19 protein-coding genes are annotated in these 24,903 nt (G+C 39.7%); 11 read left to right on the plus strand and 8 right to left on the minus strand.

Annotation, left to right across the window (positions count from 1 at the left end):
- The first annotated feature begins 33 nt into the window (after positions 1–33).
- From IAE20_RS10990 to pgaD, 9 genes are all read left to right on the plus strand, one after another.
- Entirely contained in the window at positions 34–2,874 is a 2,841-nt protein-coding gene (locus IAE20_RS10990; RefSeq protein ID WP_200482302.1) for a 2-oxoglutarate dehydrogenase E1 component, read from the plus strand.
- Positions 2,874–4,082: a 2-oxoglutarate dehydrogenase complex dihydrolipoyllysine-residue succinyltransferase gene (gene odhB, locus IAE20_RS10995; RefSeq protein ID WP_200460686.1), complete on the plus strand. Its 1,209-nt coding sequence runs from the start codon at positions 2,874–2,876 to the stop codon at positions 4,080–4,082. Before IAE20_RS10990 ends, odhB begins: the two co-directional genes overlap by 1 nt.
- A gap of 60 nt (positions 4,083–4,142) precedes the next feature.
- On the plus strand, positions 4,143–5,576 hold the full coding sequence (gene lpdA / locus IAE20_RS11000; RefSeq protein WP_200482301.1) for a dihydrolipoyl dehydrogenase: 1,434 nt from the start codon (positions 4,143–4,145) through the stop codon (positions 5,574–5,576).
- A gap of 160 nt (positions 5,577–5,736) precedes the next feature.
- Positions 5,737–6,903, plus strand: a complete 1,167-nt coding sequence (gene sucC, locus IAE20_RS11005) for an ADP-forming succinate--CoA ligase subunit beta (RefSeq protein WP_200460684.1) — start codon at positions 5,737–5,739, stop codon at positions 6,901–6,903.
- 13 nt (positions 6,904–6,916) lie between these two features.
- Complete coding sequence (sucD, locus tag IAE20_RS11010) at positions 6,917–7,807, plus strand: succinate--CoA ligase subunit alpha (RefSeq protein WP_200460683.1); 891 nt, start codon at positions 6,917–6,919, stop codon at positions 7,805–7,807.
- Positions 7,808–8,020: 213 nt separating this feature from the next.
- The gene (pgaA, locus tag IAE20_RS11015; RefSeq protein WP_200482300.1) at positions 8,021–10,474 is read left to right on the plus strand and encodes a poly-beta-1,6 N-acetyl-D-glucosamine export porin PgaA; all 2,454 of its coding nucleotides are present in this window, start codon (positions 8,021–8,023) and stop codon (positions 10,472–10,474) included.
- Complete coding sequence (gene pgaB, locus IAE20_RS11020) at positions 10,474–12,303, plus strand: poly-beta-1,6-N-acetyl-D-glucosamine N-deacetylase PgaB (RefSeq protein WP_200482299.1); 1,830 nt, start codon at positions 10,474–10,476, stop codon at positions 12,301–12,303. The genes pgaA and pgaB overlap by 1 nt, the downstream gene beginning before the upstream one ends.
- Positions 12,303–13,571 (plus strand): poly-beta-1,6-N-acetyl-D-glucosamine synthase, encoded by a 1,269-nt coding sequence (pgaC, locus tag IAE20_RS11025; protein WP_200482298.1) that lies wholly within the window; start codon positions 12,303–12,305, stop codon positions 13,569–13,571. The genes pgaB and pgaC overlap by 1 nt, the downstream gene beginning before the upstream one ends.
- On the plus strand, positions 13,561–14,046 hold the full coding sequence (gene pgaD / locus IAE20_RS11030; protein WP_200482297.1) for a poly-beta-1,6-N-acetyl-D-glucosamine biosynthesis protein PgaD: 486 nt from the start codon (positions 13,561–13,563) through the stop codon (positions 14,044–14,046). The genes pgaC and pgaD overlap by 11 nt, the downstream gene beginning before the upstream one ends.
- A gap of 110 nt (positions 14,047–14,156) precedes the next feature.
- Here pgaD and IAE20_RS11035 read toward each other — a convergent pair whose 3' ends face one another.
- From IAE20_RS11035 to trpS, 3 genes are all read right to left on the minus strand, one after another.
- The gene (locus tag IAE20_RS11035; RefSeq protein WP_200460678.1) at positions 14,157–15,866 is read right to left on the minus strand and encodes a flotillin family protein; all 1,710 of its coding nucleotides are present in this window, start codon (positions 15,864–15,866) and stop codon (positions 14,157–14,159) included.
- Between the two features lie 11 nt (positions 15,867–15,877).
- Positions 15,878–16,531: a YqiJ family protein gene (locus IAE20_RS11040; RefSeq protein ID WP_200482296.1), complete on the minus strand. Its 654-nt coding sequence runs from the start codon at positions 16,529–16,531 to the stop codon at positions 15,878–15,880.
- Positions 16,532–17,088: 557 nt separating this feature from the next.
- Positions 17,089–18,102: a tryptophan--tRNA ligase gene (gene trpS, locus IAE20_RS11045; protein WP_200460676.1), complete on the minus strand. Its 1,014-nt coding sequence runs from the start codon at positions 18,100–18,102 to the stop codon at positions 17,089–17,091.
- A 126-nt stretch (positions 18,103–18,228) separates the two neighbouring features.
- Between trpS and IAE20_RS11050 the strand changes: the two genes are divergently transcribed.
- Both IAE20_RS11050 and IAE20_RS11055 read left to right on the plus strand, forming a co-directional pair.
- The gene (locus tag IAE20_RS11050; protein ID WP_200460675.1) at positions 18,229–19,155 is read left to right on the plus strand and encodes a DUF808 domain-containing protein; all 927 of its coding nucleotides are present in this window, start codon (positions 18,229–18,231) and stop codon (positions 19,153–19,155) included.
- A 34-nt stretch (positions 19,156–19,189) separates the two neighbouring features.
- Positions 19,190–20,086 (plus strand): neutral zinc metallopeptidase, encoded by an 897-nt coding sequence (locus tag IAE20_RS11055; protein ID WP_200460795.1) that lies wholly within the window; start codon positions 19,190–19,192, stop codon positions 20,084–20,086.
- A 36-nt stretch (positions 20,087–20,122) separates the two neighbouring features.
- Here IAE20_RS11055 and IAE20_RS11060 read toward each other — a convergent pair whose 3' ends face one another.
- The 5 genes from IAE20_RS11060 to IAE20_RS11080 form a co-directional block, all read right to left on the minus strand.
- Positions 20,123–21,508: an APC family permease gene (locus IAE20_RS11060; protein ID WP_200460674.1), complete on the minus strand. Its 1,386-nt coding sequence runs from the start codon at positions 21,506–21,508 to the stop codon at positions 20,123–20,125.
- Between the two features lie 276 nt (positions 21,509–21,784).
- Complete coding sequence (locus tag IAE20_RS11065; RefSeq protein ID WP_200460673.1) at positions 21,785–22,969, minus strand: iron-containing alcohol dehydrogenase; 1,185 nt, start codon at positions 22,967–22,969, stop codon at positions 21,785–21,787.
- Position 22,970: 1 nt separating this feature from the next.
- Positions 22,971–23,504, minus strand: a complete 534-nt coding sequence (locus tag IAE20_RS11070) for a hypothetical protein (protein ID WP_200460672.1) — start codon at positions 23,502–23,504, stop codon at positions 22,971–22,973.
- 79 nt (positions 23,505–23,583) lie between these two features.
- Positions 23,584–24,234 carry a lipoyl(octanoyl) transferase LipB gene (gene lipB, locus IAE20_RS11075; RefSeq protein WP_200482295.1) on the minus strand — a complete coding sequence of 217 codons (651 nt, stop codon included), beginning with the start codon at positions 24,232–24,234 and terminating at the stop codon, positions 23,584–23,586.
- A 337-nt stretch (positions 24,235–24,571) separates the two neighbouring features.
- Positions 24,572–24,859: a YbeD family protein gene (locus IAE20_RS11080; protein ID WP_200460670.1), complete on the minus strand. Its 288-nt coding sequence runs from the start codon at positions 24,857–24,859 to the stop codon at positions 24,572–24,574.
- Positions 24,860–24,903: the final 44 nt, after the last annotated feature.

Here is a 24,903-nt window from a genome sequence, read left to right on the forward strand (position 1 = left end):
GTAATGTTTTTGCAATAGGAAATGGGTCCACAAATGCAAGAAGTTGCTGACGCATTGCGTCTTGACACTGAACTTTCCGCTGATAGTGCAGCGTATATTGAAGAGCTTTACGAGCAGTACCTATCCTCCCCAACCTCCGTCGATGAGGACTGGCGCCAGTATTTCGATAAATTCCCTAAAGGTGACCAACCTCATGGTTCAGTGCGTGAGCAGTTCCTTTTACTTGGTCGTAATTCAAGTCGCGTTCAACCCGTAGTTCAAAGTACAGTAAGTACTGAACATGAACGTCGTCAAATTGGTGTTTTACAACTAATTGCTGCATATCGTAACCGTGGCCACCAAAAGGCTAAACTTGATCCGCTTGGTCTTGCAAAACGCGAAGACGTGCCTGACCTTGATCTTGCTGCACATGGTCTCACCAAATCGGATCTTGATACTGTTTTTAATACAGGCAATTTAGCGATTGGTAAAACAGAGGCGACGCTGGGTGAAATGGTTGAAGCCATGGAAGCAGCTTATTGCGGTTCAATTGGTGCAGAATATATGCACATTGTTGATACCAAAGAAAAGCGCTGGATTCAACAACGCCTTGAAGGTGCACGTGGTCATTTTAATTTTAGCAAAGATCAGAAAAAAGGCTTTCTAGAGCGTTTAACTGCCGCTGAAGGTTTAGAAAAATATTTAGGCAATAAATATGTTGGGGCTAAACGTTTTGGTCTGGAAGGTGGTGAATCTTTTATTCCAATGATGAATGAAATCATTCAGCGTGCTGGTTCAGTAAGTTGTAAAGAAGTCGTAATTGGTATGCCACACCGTGGTCGTCTCAATTTACTTGTGAATATTCTGGGCAAAAACCCAGCTGAACTTTTTGGTGAATTTGAAGGCAAAGCCTTGCACAAAAAAGGTTCAGGTGATGTGAAATATCACCAAGGTTTCTCCTCTAACGTGATGACTCCTGGTGGCGAAGTTCATTTGGCTTTGGCATTTAACCCATCGCATCTGGAAATTGTTGGGCCTGTGGTTGAGGGTTCGGTTCGAGCTCGTCAAGTTCGTCGTCGTGATATTGGTGGTGATGATGTGCTTCCAGTGATTGTTCACGGTGATGCTGCATTTGCAGGTCAGGGCGTGAATCAGGAAACGCTTCAGATGTCACAAACCCGTGGTTATACAGTGGGTGGCACGGTTCATATCATCATTAATAATCAGGTGGGTTTTACCACTTCTGATCCGCGTGATGCACGTTCTACAGAATACTGTACTGATGTAGCCAAAATGGTACAGTCTCCAATCTTCCACGTGAACGGTGATGATCCTGAAGCAGTAACTTTTATTGCGCAACTGGCGCATGACTTCCGTCATACTTTCCGTAAGGACGTGGTAATTGATTTGTTCTGTTATCGTCGTCGCGGTCATAATGAAGCAGATGAGCCATCTGCGACTCAGCCATTGATGTATCAAGTGATCACAAAAAAAGCGACAACCCGTACCTTGTATGCAGATCAGCTTGTGCAGGAAAAAGTGCTTGATCGTGCTGAAGCAGATCAAATGGTTGAAGATTATCGCTCAGATCTTGAAGCAGGTAAACATGTTGCTAATGCATTGGTGCTTGAACCAAACACCAAAATGTTTGTGGACTGGAAGCCTTATTTAGGTCATGACTATACGGATGTTTGGGATACTACATTTGACCTAAATCGTTTAAAAGAATTAGGCGAAGGTATGCGCAAATTGCCAGAAGGCTTTGTGATGCAGCGTCAGGTATCTAAAGTGATTGATGACCGTCTGAAAATGCAGACTGGTGAGATGCCATTAAACTGGGGTGCTGCTGAAACACTAGCCTATGCAACTCTAATTGATGAAGGTTATCTAGTTCGTATTACAGGTGAAGACGTGGGGCGTGGTACATTCTCACACCGCCATGCAAAGCTGCATAATCAAACTGATGGTTCAACCTATATCCCACTTTGCAATGTCAAAGAAAATCAGCCACGTTTTGCTATTTATGATTCGCTTCTTTCTGAAGAAGCAGTTCTTGCATTTGAATATGGTTATGCAACGACTATTCCACATGGTTTGATTATTTGGGAAGCTCAATTTGGTGACTTTGCGAACTGTGCGCAAGTCGTGATTGACCAATTTATTGCTTCTGGTGAAACGAAGTGGGAGCGTGTTTGTGGCTTAACGATGTTATTGCCGCATGGATTTGAAGGACAAGGTCCGGAACATTCATCTGCACGTTTAGAGCGTTTCTTGCAATTATGTGCTGAAGAAAATATGCAAGTGCTGACACCAACAACACCAGCTCAGATTTTCCATGCATTACGTCGTCAGGCAGTTCGTCCAATTCGTAAACCAATGATTGTAATGTCACCAAAATCGTTGCTGCGTCACAAATTGGCAACGTCGACTCTTGATGAGTTAGCAACTGGTACATTCCAAACAGTAATCGATGAAGTGGATCAAATTAATAAATCCGATGTCACACGTATTGTGTTGTGTGGTGGTAAGGTTTATTACGATTTGCTGGAAAAACGTCGTGAACTTGAATTGAAAAATATTGCAATTGTTCGTGTTGAACAGTTGTATCCTTACCCAGAACAACGTTTAGCTGAAATTTTGGCTGCATATCCAAACGCCAAAGAACTGGTTTGGTGTCAGGAAGAGCCGAAAAATCAGGGCGCATGGTTATTCATTGCACCACGTTTATACGATGATATATTGAAATCTGGTAAACAAATCCGTATTAGCTACGCAGGTCGTGATGCTTCTGCTGCACCTGCTTGTGGCTCACCTTATTTGCATGCAAAACAACAGGCTCAGCTCATTAATGATGCACTTGCAATCCAGGCTGACCAATCAGGAGAGACTAAATAATGGCAACCGAAATCAAAGCACCGGTATTCCCAGAGTCAGTTGCGGATGGGACGATTGCGACCTGGCACAAAAAAGTAGGGGAAGCGGTATCACGTGATGAAGTGATCTGTGATATTGAAACTGACAAAGTTGTCTTGGAAGTTGTTGCTCCTGCTGATGGTCAAATTACAGCAATTATCAAAAATGAAGGCGACACCGTTCTTTCTAATGAAGTGATTGCACAATTTGCAGAAGGTGCAGTTTCTGGTGCTGCTTCAACTCAAGCAGTTCAAAGCGAAGAGAAAGTAGAACAAGCTGCGGCTAAAACTGAAGCGGGTGCAGCTCCTGTAGTTGAACGTGCTCAACCAGTTGCGGATCAAGCCCCTGCAGTTCGTAAAGCCTTAACTGAATCAGGTGTAAACCCTGCGGATGTACAAGGTACAGGTCGCGGTGGCCGTATTACTAAAGAAGATGTAGCGAACCATCAAACTAAACCTGCGGCGCAACCATTAAGTGTTGCTGTGGGTGAGCGTATTGAAAAACGTGTTCCAATGACACGTCTTCGTAAACGTGTTGCTGAACGTTTACTTTCTGCAACTCAAGAAACAGCGATGTTAACTACGTTCAACGAAGTGAACATGAAGCCTGTGATGGAAATGCGTAAGCAATACAAAGATGCGTTTGAAAAACGTCATGGTGCGCGTCTTGGTTTCATGTCATTCTTCGTGAAAGCAGCAACAGAAGCACTTAAGCGTTATCCTGCGGTTAATGCATCGATCGATGGCGATGATATTGTGTATCATGGTTACTATGATGTGGGTGTTGCAGTATCTTCTGAGCGTGGTCTTGTTGTTCCAGTATTGCGTGATACTGATCGTATGAACTATGCAGAAGTTGAAAATGGTATTGGTGCTTATGCTGCAAAAGCACGTGATGGTAAACTTTCAATTGAAGAAATGACAGGCGGTACTTTCACTATTACTAATGGTGGTACTTTTGGTTCATTACTTTCTACTCCAATTATTAACCCACCACAAACTGCAATCTTGGGTATGCATAAAATCCAAGAACGTCCAATGGCAGTGAATGGTCAGGTTCAAATCTTGCCAATGATGTATCTTGCATTGTCTTATGACCATCGCTTAATCGATGGTAAAGAAGCAGTAGGTTTCTTGGTAACGATCAAAGAATTGTTGGAAGAACCAGCAAAACTTATTCTTGACCTTTAATTTCTTGCGAATCATAAAACTCAGATAGAGCGATCCTCTATCTGAGACTTGGAGATAACAATGTCTCAACAGTTTGATCTTGTTGTAATTGGCGGTGGCCCAGGTGGCTATGAAGCAGCAATTCGTGCTGCGCAACTTGGTTTCAAAGTTGCTTGTATTGAAAAACGTATTCATAAAGGTAAGCCATCTTTAGGCGGTACTTGTTTAAACGTAGGCTGTATTCCTTCTAAAGCTTTACTTGATTCTTCACATCACTATGAAGATACCCTTCATCATTTAGATGATCATGGTATTACAACGGGTGAAGTGAATATCGACATTGCAAAAATGTTGGCTCGTAAAGATAAAGTCGTTGATAACCTAACGGGTGGTGTTGCTCAATTACTTAAAGGTAATGGTATTGAGTGGTTACAAGGTTCGGGTAAATTACTTGCTGGTAAAAAAGTTGAATTCACACCTTTTGAAGGTGAAGCTCAAATTTTAGAACCTAAATATGTGATCCTTGCATCTGGTTCTGTGCCTGTGAATATTCCAGTTGCACCTGTTGATGAAGACTTAATTGTTGACTCAACTGGCGCACTTGAATTTGCCGAAGTACCTAAGCGTTTAGGTGTAATTGGTGCGGGTGTAATCGGCCTTGAACTTGGTTCTGTATGGCGTCGTTTGGGTTCAGAAGTTGTCGTGTTTGAAGCACTTGATAGTTTCTTGCCAATGGCGGACAAAGCCTTATCAAAAGAATTTCAAAAAATTCTAACTAAACAAGGTTTAGACATTCGTATTGGTGCCAAAGTTTCTGGTGCTGAAGTGAATGGAAGCGAAGTGACTGTTAAATATTCACAGGGCGGCGAAGACAAAGAACAGACTTTTGATAAATTGATCGTTTGTGTGGGTCGTAAGCCTTATGCCGAAGGTCTATTAGCAGAAGATTCTGGAATTAAACTGACAGATCGTGGATTTGTTGAGGTTAACGATCAATGCTTAACTTCTGTTGATGGCGTTTATGCGATTGGTGACTTGGTTCGTGGTCCAATGCTTGCACATAAAGCAATGGAAGAAGGTGTGATGGCTGTTGAACGTATTCACGGTCACGCAGCTCAAGTGAACTATGACACGATCATTAGTGTGATTTATACTCACCCTGAAGCAGCTTGGGTCGGTTTGACTGAAGAAGCAGCGAAGGAAAAAGGTCATGAAGTTAAAACTGGTCAATTCCCATTTGCGGTAAATGGTCGTGCTTTAGCGGCAGGTGAAGCATCAGGTTTCGTGAAGTTTGTTGCTGATGCAAAAACAGATCGTTTACTTGGTATGCATGTCATTGGTCCTAGCGCTTCAGATATCGTCCATCAAGGGATGATTGCGCTTGAGTTTGTATCTTCTGTTGAAGATCTACAGTTAATGACTTTTGGTCATCCAACTTATTCTGAAGTTGTGCACGAAGCTGCTCTCGCTGTCGATGGTCGTGCCATCCACGCGATTCAACGTAAACGTAAGTAATTTTTTTAAAAGAGCGGTTAATCCGCTCTTTTCTCATTATTCATAGTCATCGAATTGATGCTTTGAATAAAAAAAAGAACATAACAACCAATATTACTGTGAAGGATGTTTAATTATTGGTTCGTTATTAATAAGGGCAGAAGTAAAAATAGGTAATTAAATGAACTTACATGAGTATCAAGCCAAAGCGTTGTTGAAAAAATACGGAGTACCAGTCCAAGAAGGGATTCTTGCAACGAACGCTGCGGAAGCAGTTGCAGCATTTGAACAGCTTGGCGGTAAATTTGCCGTAATAAAAGCACAAGTGCATGCTGGTGGTCGTGGTAAAGCAGGCGGCGTAAAAGTCGTTAAATCAAAAGAAGAAGCGGCTGAAGTTGCTAATGAGTTGATTGGTAAGAACCTTGTAACTTATCAAACTGATGCAAATGGTCAGCCTGTTAACAGCGTATTGGTTTGTGAAGATGTTTACCCTGTTGAGCGTGAGTTATATTTGGGTGCGGTTGTAGACCGTTCTACTCGTCGTGTAACGTTCATGTCTTCAACCGAGGGTGGTGTGGAAATCGAGAAAGTTGCCGAAGAAACACCTGAAAAAATTATTAAAACGACGGTTGATCCTCTAGTTGGATTACAACCATTTCAGGCGCGCGAAGTTGCGTTTGCGCTTGGCCTAAAAGACAAACAAGTTAATCAATTTGTGAAGTTAATGACGGGTGCTTATCAGGCATTTGTAGAGAACGATTTTGCATTATTTGAAATCAATCCCCTTTCAATTCGTGAAAATGGTGAAATTTTAGCAGTAGATGCCAAAATAGGGATCGACTCAAATGCCTTGTATCGTTTACCTGAAATCGCTGCGTCTCGTGATAAATCACAAGAAAATGAACGTGAATTAAAAGCGTCAGAATTTGAGCTCAACTATGTTGCACTTGAGGGTAACATTGGTTGTATGGTAAATGGTGCTGGTCTTGCGATGGCAACCATGGACATTATCAAATTATATGGCGGTCAACCTGCAAACTTCCTTGACGTAGGGGGGGGGGCAACCAAAGAACGCGTAATTGAAGCTTTTAAATTGATTCTTGCTGATACTTCTGTACAAGGCGTTTTAATTAACATCTTCGGTGGTATTGTACGTTGTGACATGATTGCTGAAGCAATTATTGCAGCCGTTCAAGAGGTAAATGTAACTGTTCCTGTCGTTGTTCGTTTGGAAGGGAACAACGCTGAACTGGGCGCAAAAATCCTTGATGAATCTGGTTTGAAATTAACTTCTGCTAATGGTTTATCTGATGCGGCAGAAAAAATTGTTGCTGCGGTAAAAGGCTAAGGGAGTATCAATCATGAGCGTATTAATTAATAAAGACACTAAAGTATTGGTACAGGGTTTCACTGGTAAAAATGGTACGTTTCACTCTGCTCAGGCGCTTGAGTATGGGACAAAAGTAGTCGGTGGTGTAACTCCAGGTAAAGGTGGCACAATTCATCTTGATTTACCTGTTTTCAATACCATGAAAGATGCAGTCCGTGAAACTGGTGCAGATGCTTCTGTGATTTATGTACCTGCTCCATTTGTTTTGGACTCTATTATTGAAGCGGTTGATTCTGGTGTTGGTTTAATTGTTGTGATCACTGAAGGTGTTCCAACTTTAGATATGCTAAAAGCAAAACGCTATTTGGAGACTAATGGTAATGGTACACGTTTGGTGGGTCCTAACTGCCCAGGCGTGATCACACCAGGTGAATGTAAAATAGGGATTATGCCAGGTCATATTCATCAGCCAGGTCGTATCGGGATTATCTCACGTTCAGGTACATTGACATATGAAGCGGTTGCACAAACGACTAAGCTTGGTTTAGGTCAGTCTACTTGTATCGGTATTGGTGGTGACCCAATTCCAGGTATGAACCAGATCGATGCACTTAAATTGTTCCAAGATGATCCAGATACAGATGCGATTATCATGATTGGTGAAATTGGTGGTACAGCAGAAGAAGAAGCTGCTGAATATATCCAGTCTAACGTGACTAAGCCTGTTGTTGGTTATATTGCGGGTGTGACTGCACCAAAAGGTAAACGTATGGGCCATGCTGGTGCGATTATTTCTGGTGGTAAAGGTACTGCCGAAGAAAAGTTTGCAGCTTTTGAAAAAGCTGGAATGGCTTATACGCGTAGCCCTGCTGAACTTGGTTCGACTATGCTACAAGTGCTGAAAGAGAAAGGTTTGGTTTAAATCTAATTTAAATCTTAATCCGAAAAGCCTCCTAAAATCAGGAGGCTTTTTTATTGTTAAGGATAATTAAAAATTAAAAAGGATAATTTTCTCATTTAACATAAAGAAACATAAAAACAAGCATAAATCTAGTGTATTTGACCGAAAAAATAATAATATGTGACGCAGTTGGCAAAATGCTATTTTATTTAATAGGGTTTAATAATAAAGTTTATGAGAAAAAAAATAAATCTTCGTTATATCGGAATTCTGAGCTTATGTTCAGTATCAGTCGGATATGCAGCTACTTCAGAGGATCAACAACGTGAAGCCATTATTGCTGAAATTAAACAGGGTCAAATTAATACTGGTATCGCTCAATTAGAGAATTTAAGAGCACGTTATCCGGCTGATCAAAAACTTTTAGCCGATTACATCATTGTTCTTTATCAAAACAATCGCTTTGGACTTAAACAGCTTACTTTGCTTAATAACTTAAATCGTCAATCTTATCCGCAATACGGTGAACTGGTTGTAGTGAAAGCTTTACGTGATTTGAAGCAACTGGATCTTGCTGAACGCTATGCGAGCCTATTTAACCACTATCATCCGTCGAGCGACATGCAGTTGTTATTAGGGATTGTTCAGACTGAATCTAAAAAGAAGCTTCAAGCAATTCAAACTTTCAAAACAATTCAGTTAACGGGCTTAAGCCCAGAGCAATTGGCTCAACTTTCGTATGCCTACCGTGTATTGGATATGCCAGTAGAAGCATTGAATGCAGCAAATTTGGCAATGACTACAACACAGCCTGATGAACCTATTCAGGAGCAGTATATTTATGCACTAATAATGAATAGCGATTTTCGAACAGCAGAACAGTATATTCAGCAACATCAGCTTGAGCAAAAGATTCCCAATATTGGCTATACCGTAAAAACCCGTGAATTTTCCCAAAAAATTAAAAATGCAATTCAATACTACAAAGTTAAAAATTATCAGGGAGAGGCAACAGAGTCATATCTAATACTGGATCAGGTGCTTGTTCAAATGCAAGCTTTTGAGCCTGAATTGCCAACGGATCCTGTATTACGTCATTTATTTTATTATGACTATATTTATGCATTGAGTTTTCGTAATCGATATTCTGATGCGATTCAAACGCTGGTGAAACTGAACCAACCCTATGAGCAGATGCCACCCTATGTTCGTCAAGCTCTTGCCGATGCATTTTTAAAAAACAGACAGCCAAAACAGGCAGAATATTTATATAAAAGCGTATTAAAAGAAAAAAATTATGCGGATTATAGTGTTTATTCGGGTTTGTATTATGCCTTGATTGAACAGGAAAAGTTTGATGAGGCCAATAAACTGGTACAGGAGATGGATCAGCTCTTACCTACTTTTCGGTATAGCGCAGCTAAAGGAGTGGATAAAACTACGCATGAAGATCGCGCCGAATATTTAGCCCTTGTCGGTTTAAATTATGCGTATCGTAATGAACATGCCAAAGCTGAACGCTATTTTCAGGATTTGGTGACGAAAGCACCGAATAATATTGGATACCAAAACAATCTTGCTACTGTACAACGTTGGCGAGAAAAACCACAGATTTCATCGGAAACTTTGGATCAATTTAATGGGATTGAACCAGTTTCAATCAGTACATTAGTCAATCAAATGCAAAATAATCAGGCGCTTGGTCGCGTGGTGGAGTGGCGTGAACAAAATAAACTGCTAAACGTCATTGCCGCCGATGATAGCGGTGTGCAACAAAGCAAAAAGGAGCTGGAAGATCGAAACCATATCTCAATTCAGCATGAAAGTATATTTTCCAAAAGCCATGCCGATCAACCTGAAGTCTTGCAAAATCTGACAGGTTCATCTGAGCGAGAGCATCAAACTCGCATAAATACGCCTTGGTTTGCCAATGATTATCGGGCATATATCGCGCTTGCACAGCGAAAAGCAGAATTTAAGGGTGAAAATCTAACTGATGAACGTTATGGCATCGGGCTCGAATGGGCTAATAATCGTCGCTCAGTGAATTTGCAACTGTCTCAGCGTTCGCATTCAAATGATGTGGGCATTCAAGTGGATTGGTCACAATGGTTAAATGACCATTGGCAATTTGCGTTGGGATTCAATAGTCAGGCCACTATTCCATTACAGGCATTAAAGCAAGGATATGAGGGCAAAGCCTTCAAAGGACAGTTGTCTTGGCAAGCCAATGAATCTAGAAAAGCAGGGCTGGCATATCAATTTACTGATATCGAGGATGACAATCATCGGCATGAAATTGTTGGGTATTTTACTCAGCAAATTTATCAGGCACCTCATCATATTACCCGACTTACGCTTAGAAATGAGTATGACAAGAATTCAAATATCCAGGTGAGTTATTTCAATCCACGTTATAGCAATAGTGCAGAAATCATTTTGAGCCATGACTGGATGACTTGGCGTAATTATGAACGTCATTTTAGTCAGCATTTCGAAGTAGGTACGGGGGCATTTTCTCAGGCAAATTATTCGACCAAAGCTTTATTTAATATTTTGTATCGACATGATTGGCAACTATCCCGAACGTGGTCGGTGAACTACGGAATCGGTTGGTCAAATCATCCTTACGATGAGGAAAATGAACGAAAAACATACGCCCAATTTGGTTTTGAGGGACGATTCTAATGTTCAAAAAATTAAAAAGCATGATGATTTTCAGTATATTTTTGAGCCTTTCCACAGCGATGTATGCGCAAGATATAAAAGAAGATGCGCAAGTGCATACTCAGGGACAATTTGTAACCTTAACATTTCATGATGTGCGTGATGACGTTGCAAGTAGAGGCGATCGTGATTCCTATGCCATTAGCACTAAAAATCTGGCTCAATTTCTTTCATGGTTGAAACAATCTGACTGGACGGTGATTAGACTCGAAGATATCTGGCAAGCACGTCAAAACAATATCGCGTTACCTGATAAAGCCGTGCTGCTGACATTTGATGATGGTGCTTTGAGTAACTACAGCCGTGTTTATCCATTACTCAAACAATATCAGATGCCCGCAGTATTTGCGATTGTTACTAGTTGGATCAATGGTAATTCTCAGGATGCTTATGAAGCTTATGGTCAAGGTAATTTGATGAATTGGCAGCAAATGCGAGAGATGCAACACTCAGATTTAGTCGAGTTTGTTTCGCATTCAGACAATCTACATAAAGGAGTACTGGCAAATCCGCAGCAAAATATGGAACCTGCAGCGATTACTCGTCAGTATTTACCAGCATCAAAAGTCTATGAAAATGATACGTCCTACCATCAGCGTATTTTAAATGATTTAAAGATATCTAAGTCTGTGCTGGATCGACAGTTGGGCATTGATACTAAAGCAATATTTTGGCCGTATGGTGCAGTGACGAAAGAAACAGAACAACTTGCCAAACAAGCAGGCTTACCATTGTCTTTTAGTTTGGGAAATGTTTCTGAGCAGGCAAATGTCGTACAAACCTACCAACGTGCCATAGTCATGGGCAATCCTGTTCCCGAAGAACTGCATGCACAAATGCTGGATTTTTTTAAAGATATTAAACAGCCGTCTAAAACTCGAAAAAGCATCATCTCGATGGATCCTTCTGAGTTAGTCAATCTGGACGGGGCACTGATCAATGAAAAATTGGGACAACTGCTTGATCAATTATCCAATTTAAAAACTAATGCCATCATTTTAAAAGTTGTTACAGATAAAGATCAGGATGTAAAGATAGAAAATGCTTTTTTTCCGACCACGGTGCTACCGCATCATTCAGACGTACTCAATCGAATTATTTGGCAGGCAAGAACACGAATAGGGCAGCAGGTCTATGCAGAACTGCCTCTTGATCTGGAACTCAAACAGCATATCCCGCTGGTACATTTAACTGAGGATTTATTTAAAAATAATAGTTCACTGGATGGAGTTGTTTTAAATGCACAAAACCAAATGGATTGTGCGCTACAAAACCAGCAATGGGATCAAAAATGCCAACAAAATATTCAGCAAATTTTTAAGATTAAAGAGCAAATCAAAAATAAAGCTTATGATCGCGTCAATATTAGTACTAATTTTCGTACTGTACTCAAGGTAAAACCTGAGGTTTCGCAGTTTAATGGCCTTAAACCTTTGTTAGAACAAAGTTTAATGTATAGCGATTTAGTGTATGTCGAAATCGACCCGCTAAGTTCACCTGAGACATTCAGAGCTTTTGAAAAGTCGAGTAAACAGTTAAGTAATGTGCAGAAACAACAATTAATGGTGGGGTTTAATATTTCAGCGAAACAGGCAAAGGATTGGAAAATATATACACAAGCCTACCAACAGCTCAAAATATTGGGCATACAAAAACTTGGTGTTGCAAATTATGCATTGGATCAGGGAGGTAAGATTTATAACCATCTTTATGCTGATCTCAGTCTGAATGATTCTGCGCTGAATTATAAAGATCCATTTGTTATTGATTTTAAAGCGGAGCAGAAATAATGTTTGAATTGAGTCAGCTTCGTTTCAGCGATGTCATTTTTGGCTTTGCCTTTTTATATCCCTTGTTTATGGCTTGGGCATGGATTGCAGGTGGCTTATGGTTTTATTTTAAGCGTGAGTTTAATCAGCCAGATCATCCTGAGCCGAGTCAGGACGGTTGTAGCATTATTATTCCGTGTTTTAATGAAGAAAAACAAGTCCGCCAGACCATCAGATATGCATTACAAAGTCAGTATCCAAAATTTGAAGTAATTGCTGTCAATGATGGTAGTTCTGATCGTACCGCCGAAATATTAAATGAACTGGAAAAAAAGTATCCTCAATTACGTGTAGTTCATTTGGCTGAAAATCAAGGCAAGGCTCATGCTTTAAGAGCAGGAGCTATGGTAAGTCAGTATGAATATCTCGTTTGTATTGATGGGGATGCATTACTTCATCCTTATACCGTCCTCTGGATGATGCATCATCTTACTATTTTTCCACGTGTTGGTGCGGTAACAGGCAACCCTCGAATCATTAACCGTTCTAGCGTATTGGGCAAAATACAAGTTGGAGAGTTTTCTTCCATTATTGGACTCATCAAACGGGCACAAAGAACATACGGACGTTTGTTTACTGTTTCAGGCGCAATTGTAGGTTTTCGCAAAGTTGCACTAAATCGAATTGGTTATTGGCGTGATGACATGATTACTGAAGATATCGATGTTTCATGGCGATTGCAATTTGATCACTGGGATTTACATTATGTGCCGCAGGCACTCTATTATATCTATATGCCTGAAACATTTCAAGGTTTATGGAAACAACGTCTGCGTTGGGCACAGGGTGGTATCGAAGTTATTTTTGCATATATTCCCAAAATATTTAAATGGCATCTGCGCCGTATGTGGCCAATTGCATTTGAAGCTTTGATCAGTGTGGTTTGGGCCTATGTGATGTTTAGTATCTTCATCTTATACTTTTATGGATTATTTTTTAGCTTACCAGGAGAATGGGCGATTCAGTCACTTTGGCCGCAGTGGTATGGGGTAATTTTAGGGATCACGTGTTTAATCCAGTTTTTAGTGAGTTTGATGATTGATCGACAATATGATCGTCGACATTTTCGTAATTATTTCTGGGTGATCTGGTATCCACTTTTTTTCTGGATCTTGTCGATGTTATCCACGGTGATCGCTTTACCTAAAACTATCTTTAAAACTCAAAAGCGAGCGCGTTGGGTAAGCCCAGATCGAGGCTTCGGGGCAGAGAAAGAATATGAAAAATAATCCTATAAAATCAGATAATCATTCTGAACAGCATTCGCTTGATATTCCAGAATATATTGATCGACCAGAATATGTAAAAAATAAATGGGCTGGCTTTTCACTACAAATTTTGGGCTGGAGTCTCTGGATGTGGCTGATTATGCCGCTCTTTACTATTTTATTATGGTGGTTTGAAGGACAAAATATTTATAAGCAGTTGTTTTTATCATTAAACAATAATGGTCGATACAGTTTATATATGTTAGTCAGCTGTATTATGGTTTTAATCATGATTTTATTCGTTTGGGCTTCTTATAACTGGGTACGTTTTTATAATATTCAACGACGAAATATGCCAGAACCGGCAACAGAAGCCCAAATTGCTGAAAGTTTTAACTTGAATCTACGAGATATTACGACCATGAAAAAGAGTAAAAATATGACGTTACATTTTGATAATCATGGAAATCTGGTTAATTATGAAACGAGTATATAAACATTGCTGTGGTTTATCGTTTAAGATAAATACTATTCAGTCTGGTATATATAAGAATATGATTGAAAATGCGATATTTGAATCGCATTTTCATCTTCAAAACTTAAAGGCTATTGATTAGATTTTGACTTTAGACTTTCAGTTAAGCCATTAATATCACCACCTTGTAACCCTAGCTCATTCATTAAACTATCAATCAAAGGGGCCTGAGAGCGATAGCGTAATGCACTATTGACAACCTGATCAGACAAGGATGTTTGGCTATTTTCCTGCGTTTCAGATGCATGAGAATTGCCTGTAAAACCACTTAAACCGTTTACTTGTAAAATCTTGATGTCATCAATATTTTCCATTGGCTTCACACTTTCACGAATAATTTCAGGCAAATATTTCAGCAAGGCAAGACGAATTTGCATTTCTACTTGCTCAGTTGAAAGGACGTTGGAAGCTTCATTAACCGCACGTGTTCCTTCTGCATCAACCTGATATTGTTTTTCCTGAGCCTGTGCAAGTAACATTTTGGCATCTGACTCACCTTTGGCTTTTAGGCGTAATTTTTCAGCATCTGCTTCAGCTGCAATCCTTACGGCTTCCGCATCATCTACTGCTGCTTGTTTCGATGCTTCGGCTGCAACAGTAATGGCGATTGCGTCCTTCTCCGCTGCTTGTTTAGCTGCCACCAGTTCTACGGCTTTTTCACGTTCTGCGCGCTGAGTCTCACGCACGGTTAAAACTTCTTCTTCGGCTTTTACTGCGGCTGCTCGCGCCTGATCTGCCAGAGCTTTAGCCTCCGATTCAGCACGGGACTTTTCAGCAATCGCAATGGCACGATCCTGTTCAGCCAATTCAATGGTCTTTTTCTGTTCAACCTGAGCTTTTTGAATTAACTGAGATTTTAAAATATTTTCGTTTTCTACATCACGAGCCGAGGCAATACGTTTAATTTCAACTTCACGTTCAGCAGCAATACGCGCTTCTTCTGCTTCGCGTTTTTTTGCAGCTTCTTGAGATGCAATTTCTGCAAGCTGTTCGGCACGGCGAATGGAAATTTCCCGTTCTTGTTGCAGTTTGGCATATTCTTCTTCGCGTAAAATTTGTAAACGTGCCTGCTCAGTTTCAAGATTTTTGGCTTTAATTGCGAGATCTGCGTCCTGTTCAATGTCATTGCGTTTTTTACGACGGTCTTCAATGGTTTCTGTAAGCTTGGTCAAGCCTTCGGCATCAAAGGCATTTTGTGGATTAAAAAACTTAAAACTGGTCTGATCCAGTCCAGTGAGGGAAACTGTTTCAAGTTCCAGACCGTTTTTAAATAAATCCTCAGAGACGACCTGTTGTACTTTCTGTACAAAATCAACGCGTTTTTCATGTAGCTCCTCCATTGCCATTTCGGCAGCAACGGCCCGTAAAGAATCGACAAATTTACCTTCGACTAAATCTTTAAGTTCTTGAGGTGACATGGTTTTTTTACCCAGAGTCTGTGCTGCTGTCGCAATCGATTCGGCGGTGGGTTTAACACGCACATAAAATTCAGCCATCACATCCACACGCATACGATCTCGGGTAATTAAAGCCTGATCCGCTGCTCGTTTAACTTCCAGACGTAAAGTATTCATATTGACGGGAATGATTTCATGCAAGACAGGAAGTACAATGGCGCCGCCATTTAAAATCACTTTTTCACCGCCAAAACCCGTGCGCACAAAAGAAACTTCTTTACTGGAACGACGATAAAGACGGGCAATAATAATGCCAATAATCACAAGGGCAACAAGAATAATGCCAGCAACGACAAAAATCTCAAAAAGAGCAGAATTAAACATATTGTTGTCCCTTAATCATTTATATGTTGAGAAATGGCTTGAAAACCAAGCTTGTTTTTTTGAGTTAAAATAACGGTTTGACCCTGTTGGAAAATTTCGTCTTGTTCAGGTTCGACCAGTACATAATGTGTTTGTCCAAATTGGTCTTTTACTTTGGCTTGAGCAGGCGAGTGTGGGCGGGCAATACCTAAAATGATTTCTGCCTGTTGTCCAATGAGGTCTTCGCTAAAAATTGCCGTTGTTTCATCTTTAGGAATAATTTTGCTCACTAAGGCTGAAGCCCACCGAACAAAAGGCATAGAAAGAAAAAGTACAGCAGGTGCAATCAACCAAACTGAAAAATAATGTTCAGTAAACGAATAGAAAACCCCTTGAATGATAAAACCTGTCAGTGCGTATGTGGTTAAAAATATAATCAGCCAAATCAATAAAGGAATTCTGCCCAAATATAGCCAATCGAAAAATTGCCAAATCATGCCGTGATCAGCTTCTAAATCAAAATCAGTTTGATAATCGCTTAGCTGTTCTGGTAAAAACTGATCCATAACTTGGGAAGAGCCACCAATTAAAAGCAGAAGTAATTCGAGTATTCCAATTGCAAGACACAATACCAGACTGATACTGAAAATATAATTTGAAGGATGAGTAAACAATTCCCACAACATAGAATGACTCTTTATCTTATTGAATTAAATTATTTTTCTTACTACAGTTGTATGTATAAGTAATCTTAAAAACGATAACATTTATCATTTATAAAGTCTATTGTAAGCCTATCAATTTTATCTAATTTAATTTCTATTTTAATTTAAATACACATTAAATTTAAACTTTAAAAAAGGAAAAATAATTGAATAAATAACAGACAAGATATGAAATATATGATTTACTACTAGAGTAAATTTTAAACAAAAAAAAGCGCAATGATTGGGGTGATCATTACGCAGAACAACGAATCTGTTATACACAGCTTCGGTTAAGGAGAAATGTCATGAAATTGGGGAAATTCATAACTTCATGACTTATATTAATTTCATACTTGAGCGATTTCATTGGTATTCACGTTAAGTAGTGTTAAATCACGTTAATAAAATGATTATTTTGTGAGCTGAATATCATTTTAAAATGATATTAAAAAGATATTGAATGATGGTAACGTATTAAAAAATAAAGGCTCTTTATAATAAGAGCCTTTCAAGTAGACATAATGTACGGATTAAATTTAGAATTTAAACAACCCTAAACCCTCTTTAACTTCATCCAGTGTTTGCTGAGTAATAATACGGCATTTTTCGGTGCCATCCCGTAATACATCCATAATGTAATCAGGATCTTTAGCTAATTCCTCACGACGTTCACGGATTGGGCTGATTAAGTCTTTTAAAATACCTTCAAGGCGTTTTTTGACTGTACCATCACCTAAACCACCACGACGATAATGTGCTTTTAATTCTTCTACTTCTTCTGAATTTGGATCAAAGGCATCCAGATAAGTAAATACAATATTCCCTTCAACCTGACCAGGATCTTCAATGCGTAGATGGTTCGGATCGGTATACATGGCATTGACGGCTTTTTTGATGTCTTTATCAGACGCATTTAAGACAATGGTATTGCCCAATGATTTTGACATCTTGGCCTTACCATCAAAGCCAGGCAAACGTGCCATATTGGAGAGGAGTGCTTTACATTCAGGTAGTAAATCCTGACCAATTTGACGATTGACACGACGAACAATTTCATTGGTCTGTTCAATCATAGGAATCTGGTCTTCACCGACTGGAACCACAGTTGCTTTAAAGGCAGTTATATCTGCGGCTTGTGCCACTGGATAACATAAGAAGCCTGCAGGAATATCACGTTCAAAACCACGCATCTGAATTTCAGATTTGATAGTGGGGTTACGTTCAAGACGTGCTACGGTTACAAAATTCAAATATAGCATGGTCAATTCATTCAGTGCAGGTAAACAGGACTGAACGCAAATCGTTGTTTTAGTTGGATCGATTCCGACTGCTAGATAATCCAGTGCAACTTCTAGAATATTACGACGTACTTTATCTGGATTATCTGCATTATCTGTTAATGCTTGAGCATCCGCCAATAATAGATGTTGATGATGGCTGTCCTGTAAACCTACACGTGAGCGCAGAGAACCTACAAAATGGCCTAAGTGAAGCTGTCCAGTGGGACGGTCGCCAGTCAAAATAATTGGACGATGATCAAGATTACTCATTCTCTATTCCAAAGTGGTATGAATCTACATATCATTAAACGATTGAATAGGCGACATTGTACGGCATAATTTTTTTTAATGTCAGTCACAATAAAAAAGAAGCTTAAAAAACCTAAGGAAAATTAAATGGCGAGTAGCTTACTTTTATTACTTGATGATATTGCCACAGTACTTGATGATGTTGCAGTCATGAGCAAAATGGCAGCAAAAAAAACTGCGGGCGTATTGGGCGATGATTTAGCATTAAATGCACAGCAGGTCAGTGGCGTTCGCTCAGATCGTGAACTTCCTGTGGTATGGGGCGTTGCTAAAGGCTCATTTATTAATAAATTAATATTAGTACCTTTGGCATTACTGATTAGTGTGGTTGCACCGTGGCTAATTAATCCCTTACTCATGATTGGTGGTTTGTTTTTGTGTTATGAAGGCGTAGAAAAAGTACTACATTCATTGCATCACAAAAAAGCAAGTACGCCTGAAGAGGCCGCCGAAAAACTGGTCAAAGACGAAACCGATTTGGTAACTTATGAAAAGGAAAAAATTAAAGGGGCAGTCCGTACGGACTTTATTTTATCCGCTGAAATTGTGGTGATTTCGCTGGGTACTGTGGCAACTGCTGCATTTATGACGAAAGTGACTGTGCTTAGTATTATTGCCGTAATTATGACGGTTGGAGTCTATGGTTTCGTGGCGATGATTGTCAAAATTGATGATCTGGGACTTTATTTGACTCAGAAATCATCAAATATCAAACAGGGAGTCGGTCGGGCTTTACTGGCATTTGCTCCAAAGTTAATGAAAACTCTTACCATCGTCGGTACGATTGCAATGTTCCTTGTTGGAGGCGGTATTATTGCGCATACCATTCCATTGTTACATCACTTTACTGAAGATACCACAGACCATCTGGAGCTGATTCCAAATGTTGGTAATATTATTGGTGCGATAACACCGACTTTGATTAATCTGGGAATTGGGATTATTGCTGGTGCAATTGTATTAATGGTTGTAAGCTTAATACAAAAGCTGTGGCCAAAAAAATCAACTTCATAGAATTATTACGATAATAAAAGATAAGAGGTGAATGATGCGCTGGAAAGGTCGTCGAGTCAGTACCAATGTAGAAGATCGTCGTGGAGGCGGTGCTGCCAAAGCAGGTGGTATTAGTATTCTGGGTTTAATTGTGGCATTTGTGGCTTGGAAATTTTTTGGTGTAGATCCGCAAATGGCATATCAGGCGACCCAGACTGTGACTCAATCGCAGCAAAGTGGGCAGGCACCTGAACAACTTACTCCCGAGCAGCAGGAAGCCTCAGAATTTGTTGGTACAGTGCTAGCAGATACTGAAGATACTTGGGCTCCAATTTTTAAACAATTAGGTGGAAATTATACCCCGCCAAAATTAGTTATGTTCTCCGGTGCCATTCGCTCGGGGTGCGGCACTGCCCAGTCTGCAATGGGACCTTTTTATTGTCCGGCAGATCAGAAAGTGTATATTGACACGGCTTTCTTTAAAGATATGCGTCAGCAAATGGGAATTTCGGGTGAGCAAAATCAGACTGAACTTTCACGTCAGGATCAGGCCGGAGATTTTGCACAGGCGTATGTCATTGCACATGAAGTAGGTCATCATGTGCAAAATCTGCTAGGAATTTCGTCACAGGTTCAGCAAGCTCAGGCACAGGGAAGTCGTACTCAGGCCAATCAGCTTTCAGTCAGGCTGGAATTACAAGCGGATTGTTTTGCGGGGATTTGGGCGAAACATAATGAACAGAGAACTCAATTTTTAGAGCAGGGTGATATTGAAGAAGCAATGGATGCTGCCCAAAAAATTGGTGATGATTATTTGCAAAAACAAGCAACAGGTCAGGTGGTTCCTGATAGTTTTACTCATGGTACCAGCCAGCAGCGTATGCACTGGTTTCAGGTGGGGCTAAAAACAGGTGACTTAAATCAATGTAATACTTTTGAATCCAATATTTAAAAATAAAGGGCTTGAAAAAGCCCTTTATTTTATCCTTTATTCATGTTCATTATGCTGAGGCGGTGGATAACGGAATCCACGAGTTTTATAAGCCAGATAACCAACACCAATCGCTGCCCAGATTAAACCGATTTTCAGTGCAAGCTGATCGATTTCAAGCCACATCATAAATACACTGGCAAACCCTAATACAGGAATGACGATATAATTAAAAATATCCTTGATAGTTTTAGTACGACCATCACGCAGAGCATATCTTGAAATCACCGAAAAATTGACAAAACTAAATGCAGTTAAAGCACCAAAACTAATCAGATTGGCAATATGTTCAAAATCAAGAAAACCTGCGGTGAGCGCAACGACACCAACAATCACAATATTATAAGTGGGGGTATATAGTTTAGGACTGATATGCCCAAAAATTTTCTTGTTAATTACCCCATCGCGTCCCATCACATACATCAGTCGTGAAACACCAGCATGTGCTGAAATCCCAGATGCCATAACCGTTACAATAGCAAAATATAAAATGACGGTTTGGAACGTGATTCCCCCAATTGCCAATAAAATCTCAGGTTGGGTTTCATCAATTTTTTTGAAATATTGAGCCGGATCGCTTGGGAAATAGATTTGCATAAAATAGGTGCTAATAATAAAAATGACACCCGCAATTAATGCTGTCAGGAAAATCGCTTTTGGTAATACTTTTTCAGTGTCCTTGGTTTCTTCCGCCAAAGATGACAATGCATCAAAGCCTGTAAATGAGAAACATAGAATTGTTGCACCTGTAATCAGTGCACCAACAGATGTCATTTCATTCCAGAAAGGTGCAATACTCCAAAGCTGATATTGCGATTGATCCAGACTACCATCGGCATTCATACCTTGGGTCAGTAATAAGTAGACCTTATAGGTAAAATAGAAAATGACACCAATCTGCAAGAACACAATGGTACTGTTAAAACGTGCAACAAAACGCGCACCAAACAGATTGACCACAGTCATTAAAATCGTTAAGCCAATGACCCAGATCCAGTTATTTACCCCAGGAAAAAGAGCACGTAAATAAATATCTGCTAAAATAATATTGACTAAAGGGGAGAGCAAATAATCCAGCCATGACGACCAGCCCACCATGAATCCGACATTAGGATGAATGGACTTTTGTGCATAAGTATAGGCAGAACCCGCTGACGGATAGCGCTTAATCATATGCCCATAACTAATGGATGTGAGTAGAATTGCAATCAGGGCAAAGATATAGGATGTGGGTACATGGCCATGACTATCTTGAGATACCAGACCAAAAGTATCAAAAACCGTCATTGGCTGAATATATGCCAAACCAATAATAATGATGTGCCACAGCACAAGATTTTTTTGCAGTTTTGCCGCAGGTTGAGTCCCAGTGTGAGTTGTCAACGGCGTATCCTCATAATCGTTGATCAAGGATCAGTCATGTCTGTTAAGGATCGTTTGAGACGAACGATCCCCCCTATGTTAAAAAGTAAAGTGCGCCAATCTATCCTAAAATGGTGCCTTTTGTCAGTAACTTTGTGGAATTTTTAGCAAATTTTTTGCCAGTTTACTCAACTATATGATGAATGAAAATTCACCTAAAAATAAAAAGCCTGAATTAATTGAAAATTCAGGCTTTTATTAAATTTTAATGTTTTGAATTCTGTAAAGAAGCTTCAATTACCATGCTTTTTGCAAAATTGCTCTGAGATCCTGAAAATTAGCTTCTTTAGGGTTATAGATAATTGAACCATCATTCAACGCTTTCTCTGCAATTTCGTCTAACTGTGCTTCCGTAACTTTACCAGTTTCACGTAAATTCCGCGGTAATTTGGTTAAGCTAAACAAACGATCACGCATCGCTAAAATAGTTGCAATGGCTTTTTCGGCGCGTAGATTGGCAGGCGTCTGAGCATAAATGTCCGCTCCAGCCAGCGATAATAAGAGTTCACCTATTTTATCGCCATTCACTTCCTTGTTGTATTCAAGTACATATGGCAAAAATAAGTTCATGCATAACCCATGAGGTAGGTGAGCAACTGCACCTAAGGCATGACCAAGAGAATGAACTAAACCAACCATTGAGTTAGAAAAAGCAATTCCTGCCATCGTAGATGCTTGAGCTAACTCTAAACGTCCTTGAGCATCGGAAGGGTTTTCAATGACATTAAACAGGTTTTCACTAATTTTCTTAATGCCTGCACTTGCGTAAGCATCACTTAAAGGATTTGCTGCAAGACAAGTATAAGCCTCAACACAATGTGTAAGAGCATCCATACCAGTCATAGCTGTTAGATGTGCTGGCAACGTTAATGTCATGCGTGGATCAAGAATAGCCGCATGAGGCATTAAATAATAAGACGCAAATGCAAGTTTTACATTCTTTTGGGTATCTGAAACTACGGCAACCATTGTTACTTCTGAGCCTGTACCAGATGTGGTTGGAATCACAAAAAATGGCTTGAGGGCTTTCGGTAAATTATGTGCACCCGAATATTTGAGCAGATCATTGCCACCTTCAGAAACCAAAATATTAGTTGCTTTTGAAGTATCGATAACTGAACCACCACCAACCGCAATAATCGCATCGCAGTTATGATCGCGATACAATTGTGCTGCATTGCGAACAGTTTCGAGACTGGAATCTGGTGGTACATCATCAAAAATATAGCCAATTTCCGCATCTGTTGAGGCAAAAGCAGTTTCGATGGGTTCAAGTAATTTATTGGCTCTTACCCCTTTGTCGGTGATGATCATGGGGCGTTTTGAACCTAATGTCGCAAGCTCAAATGGAATGTGTTCTAAAGCCGCACTACCCGCGATTACTTTAACTGGACAAAAAAATTCGTAATAAGGTTTAGCCATTTTATACACTCCGTTTTAAGTATGACTGTGCGACTTTCAAATAAATATTAGCAGCTTCACTGAGTTTATCCTTGAGGCTCAGTTCGACTGGATATTGTTTTACGGCTAATGATGCGACCATTTTAGGTAAAATCAATGACTCCATTTTGTTGAGGCAACGAACTAATCGAATGGCACTCGATACATCCCCATCGGCAATCATACGGTCATTGGCAAAAGCCTGCGCCGTACTTTCCTGAAATGAAAACACCATAAAAGCATGAGTTAAATGCTTAAAAGTAACGGTTAAATCTGGTTTCCCTTGTTCAAGGGTAATTAATTGCAGTTTTTTATCTGCAGTAACTTCAGCGACAAATGCAGGCCCATTAGGGAATACATTCATGGATAAAACGAAGCCTGCTGGAAATTTAGCAACTTCATTTTGTATTTCTTCATCGACCTGACTTGCCATGACGAGGCCACGTCCAATCACATCCATCATGAGTTTAACGTAGCCCAGTTGCAATGCGGGTTTTACGGTTTTACTTGAAATCACACGTTTATCCCTTTTAACATTCTAATTTTAAGTTTTAGAGTAATTACTCTAAATAGTTTTTTGAAAAAAATAAAGTAAATTATGTCAAGGTGACTTGTACGTCACTAAAGTAATCGGTGTTTTTAAAATATTCAACTACATCTGCACAAAGCTGTTCAAAATTTGGATAGTCCTGAAGAAGGTCGCACAAACGAACCATTTCAAGACCCGCATAACCACATGGGTTAATGGTTTGGAAACCAGCTAAATCACAATCAATATTTAAAGCCAATCCGTGATAGCTGCGTCCACGTCGGATTTTAAACCCCAAAGATCCAATTTTACGCTCTTCTACATACACCCCAGGTGCATCTGGTTTGGCATAGGCTTTAATTCCATACTTATTTAATAGGTCGATCATTAATTGCTCAGCAAAAGATACTAATGCACGTACGTTCCATTTCAGGCGATTTAAATCAAACATAAAATAAATCACCATTTGACCTGGGCCATGCCAAGTCACTTGCCCTCCACGATCAGATTGCACTACAGGAATGTCAGTTGGGATTAAAATATGTTCTGGTTTTCCTGCCTGTCCCTGAGTAAGTACGTCAGCATGTTGTAAAATCCAGAGTTGATCGGCTGAGTTTTCATCCCGATGCTCAGTCAGATCTTTCATTTCCTGAAAGCGCGTAGCATAAGGGGTTAAGCTTTGATATTGATGGATAATAAGAGTGGGTTTATTGCTCATCAGGTATCTCGAGTTCCAGATATTGCAAGATTTTATTGCCGTTATTTTCGTAGCCATAATTAGGCAGGGAGTCTAAAAAATTTGTCCAGTTTTTTAGACGATAGAGTGTCTGACTATTTTTTGCATAATATATACCTTTATTGATTTTATCTATCATACTGCTATAACACGTCTTTGTATTAAATTTTGCTAAGAAATAGTCGCCGAAAATCTCATTGTAAAAAATAGTCAGAAAAATGAAAAATCATCGACTTAATAATGGCTTGAATATCGTAATAATGTCAGGTTTATATCAAAATAAAAAATCCAAAATACTGTCGCATTTTGGATTTATCTATTAGAGCGCCGTTTTGATGAGCGAGCAGGCCGCAAGATCAGCATACAGGGCGTGTACTTGTTCTAATTCATCAAAACGCAATTGTGCGGTTAATGAATGATATTTTCCAGTACGAGATGGCTGTACTTTGAGAGAGTCACCATCAAATTCTGGAAAATGTTTTTGCAAGATATCAACCACTGCAACACGAAGTTCATCGCCAGCATCACCAATTAGTTTGATTGGATAATCCATTGGGAATACCCAAAGATGCTCTTGTAATTCGCGAGAAGGAGTACGGTCTAACATAACATTCTCCATATGAAATGCCTGCGAAAATGCAGGCATCTGAT

Source organism: Acinetobacter sp. S54 (genome assembly GCF_016624945.1).
Classification (GTDB): Bacteria; Pseudomonadota; Gammaproteobacteria; order Pseudomonadales; family Moraxellaceae; genus Acinetobacter.

What these genes read in the sequence shown, in the direction of transcription:
- trpS (WP_200460676.1), bottom strand. Translation starts at nt 18,102, where the DNA reads ATGAGTAATCTTGATCATCGTCCAATTATTTTGACTGGCGACCGTCCC.
- IAE20_RS11065 (WP_200460673.1), bottom strand. Translation starts at nt 22,969, where the DNA reads ATGGCTAAACCTTATTACGAATTTTTTTGTCCAGTTAAAGTAATCGCG.
- IAE20_RS11055 (WP_200460795.1), top strand. Translation starts at nt 19,190, where the DNA reads ATGCGCTGGAAAGGTCGTCGAGTCAGTACCAATGTAGAAGATCGTCGT.
- pgaD (WP_200482297.1), top strand. Translation starts at nt 13,561, where the DNA reads ATGAAAAATAATCCTATAAAATCAGATAATCATTCTGAACAGCATTCG.
- lpdA (WP_200482301.1), top strand. Translation starts at nt 4,143, where the DNA reads ATGTCTCAACAGTTTGATCTTGTTGTAATTGGCGGTGGCCCAGGTGGC.
- pgaC (WP_200482298.1), top strand. Translation starts at nt 12,303, where the DNA reads ATGTTTGAATTGAGTCAGCTTCGTTTCAGCGATGTCATTTTTGGCTTT.
- pgaA (WP_200482300.1), top strand. Translation starts at nt 8,021, where the DNA reads ATGAGAAAAAAAATAAATCTTCGTTATATCGGAATTCTGAGCTTATGT.
- sucC (WP_200460684.1), top strand. Translation starts at nt 5,737, where the DNA reads ATGAACTTACATGAGTATCAAGCCAAAGCGTTGTTGAAAAAATACGGA.
- sucD (WP_200460683.1), top strand. Translation starts at nt 6,917, where the DNA reads ATGAGCGTATTAATTAATAAAGACACTAAAGTATTGGTACAGGGTTTC.
- IAE20_RS11080 (WP_200460670.1), bottom strand. Translation starts at nt 24,859, where the DNA reads ATGTTAGACCGTACTCCTTCTCGCGAATTACAAGAGCATCTTTGGGTA.
- IAE20_RS11050 (WP_200460675.1), top strand. Translation starts at nt 18,229, where the DNA reads ATGGCGAGTAGCTTACTTTTATTACTTGATGATATTGCCACAGTACTT.
- IAE20_RS11035 (WP_200460678.1), bottom strand. Translation starts at nt 15,866, where the DNA reads ATGTTTAATTCTGCTCTTTTTGAGATTTTTGTCGTTGCTGGCATTATT.
- pgaB (WP_200482299.1), top strand. Translation starts at nt 10,474, where the DNA reads ATGTTCAAAAAATTAAAAAGCATGATGATTTTCAGTATATTTTTGAGC.
- lipB (WP_200482295.1), bottom strand. Translation starts at nt 24,234, where the DNA reads ATGAGCAATAAACCCACTCTTATTATCCATCAATATCAAAGCTTAACC.
- IAE20_RS10990 (WP_200482302.1), top strand. Translation starts at nt 34, where the DNA reads ATGCAAGAAGTTGCTGACGCATTGCGTCTTGACACTGAACTTTCCGCT.
- IAE20_RS11040 (WP_200482296.1), bottom strand. Translation starts at nt 16,531, where the DNA reads ATGTTGTGGGAATTGTTTACTCATCCTTCAAATTATATTTTCAGTATC.
- odhB (WP_200460686.1), top strand. Translation starts at nt 2,874, where the DNA reads ATGGCAACCGAAATCAAAGCACCGGTATTCCCAGAGTCAGTTGCGGAT.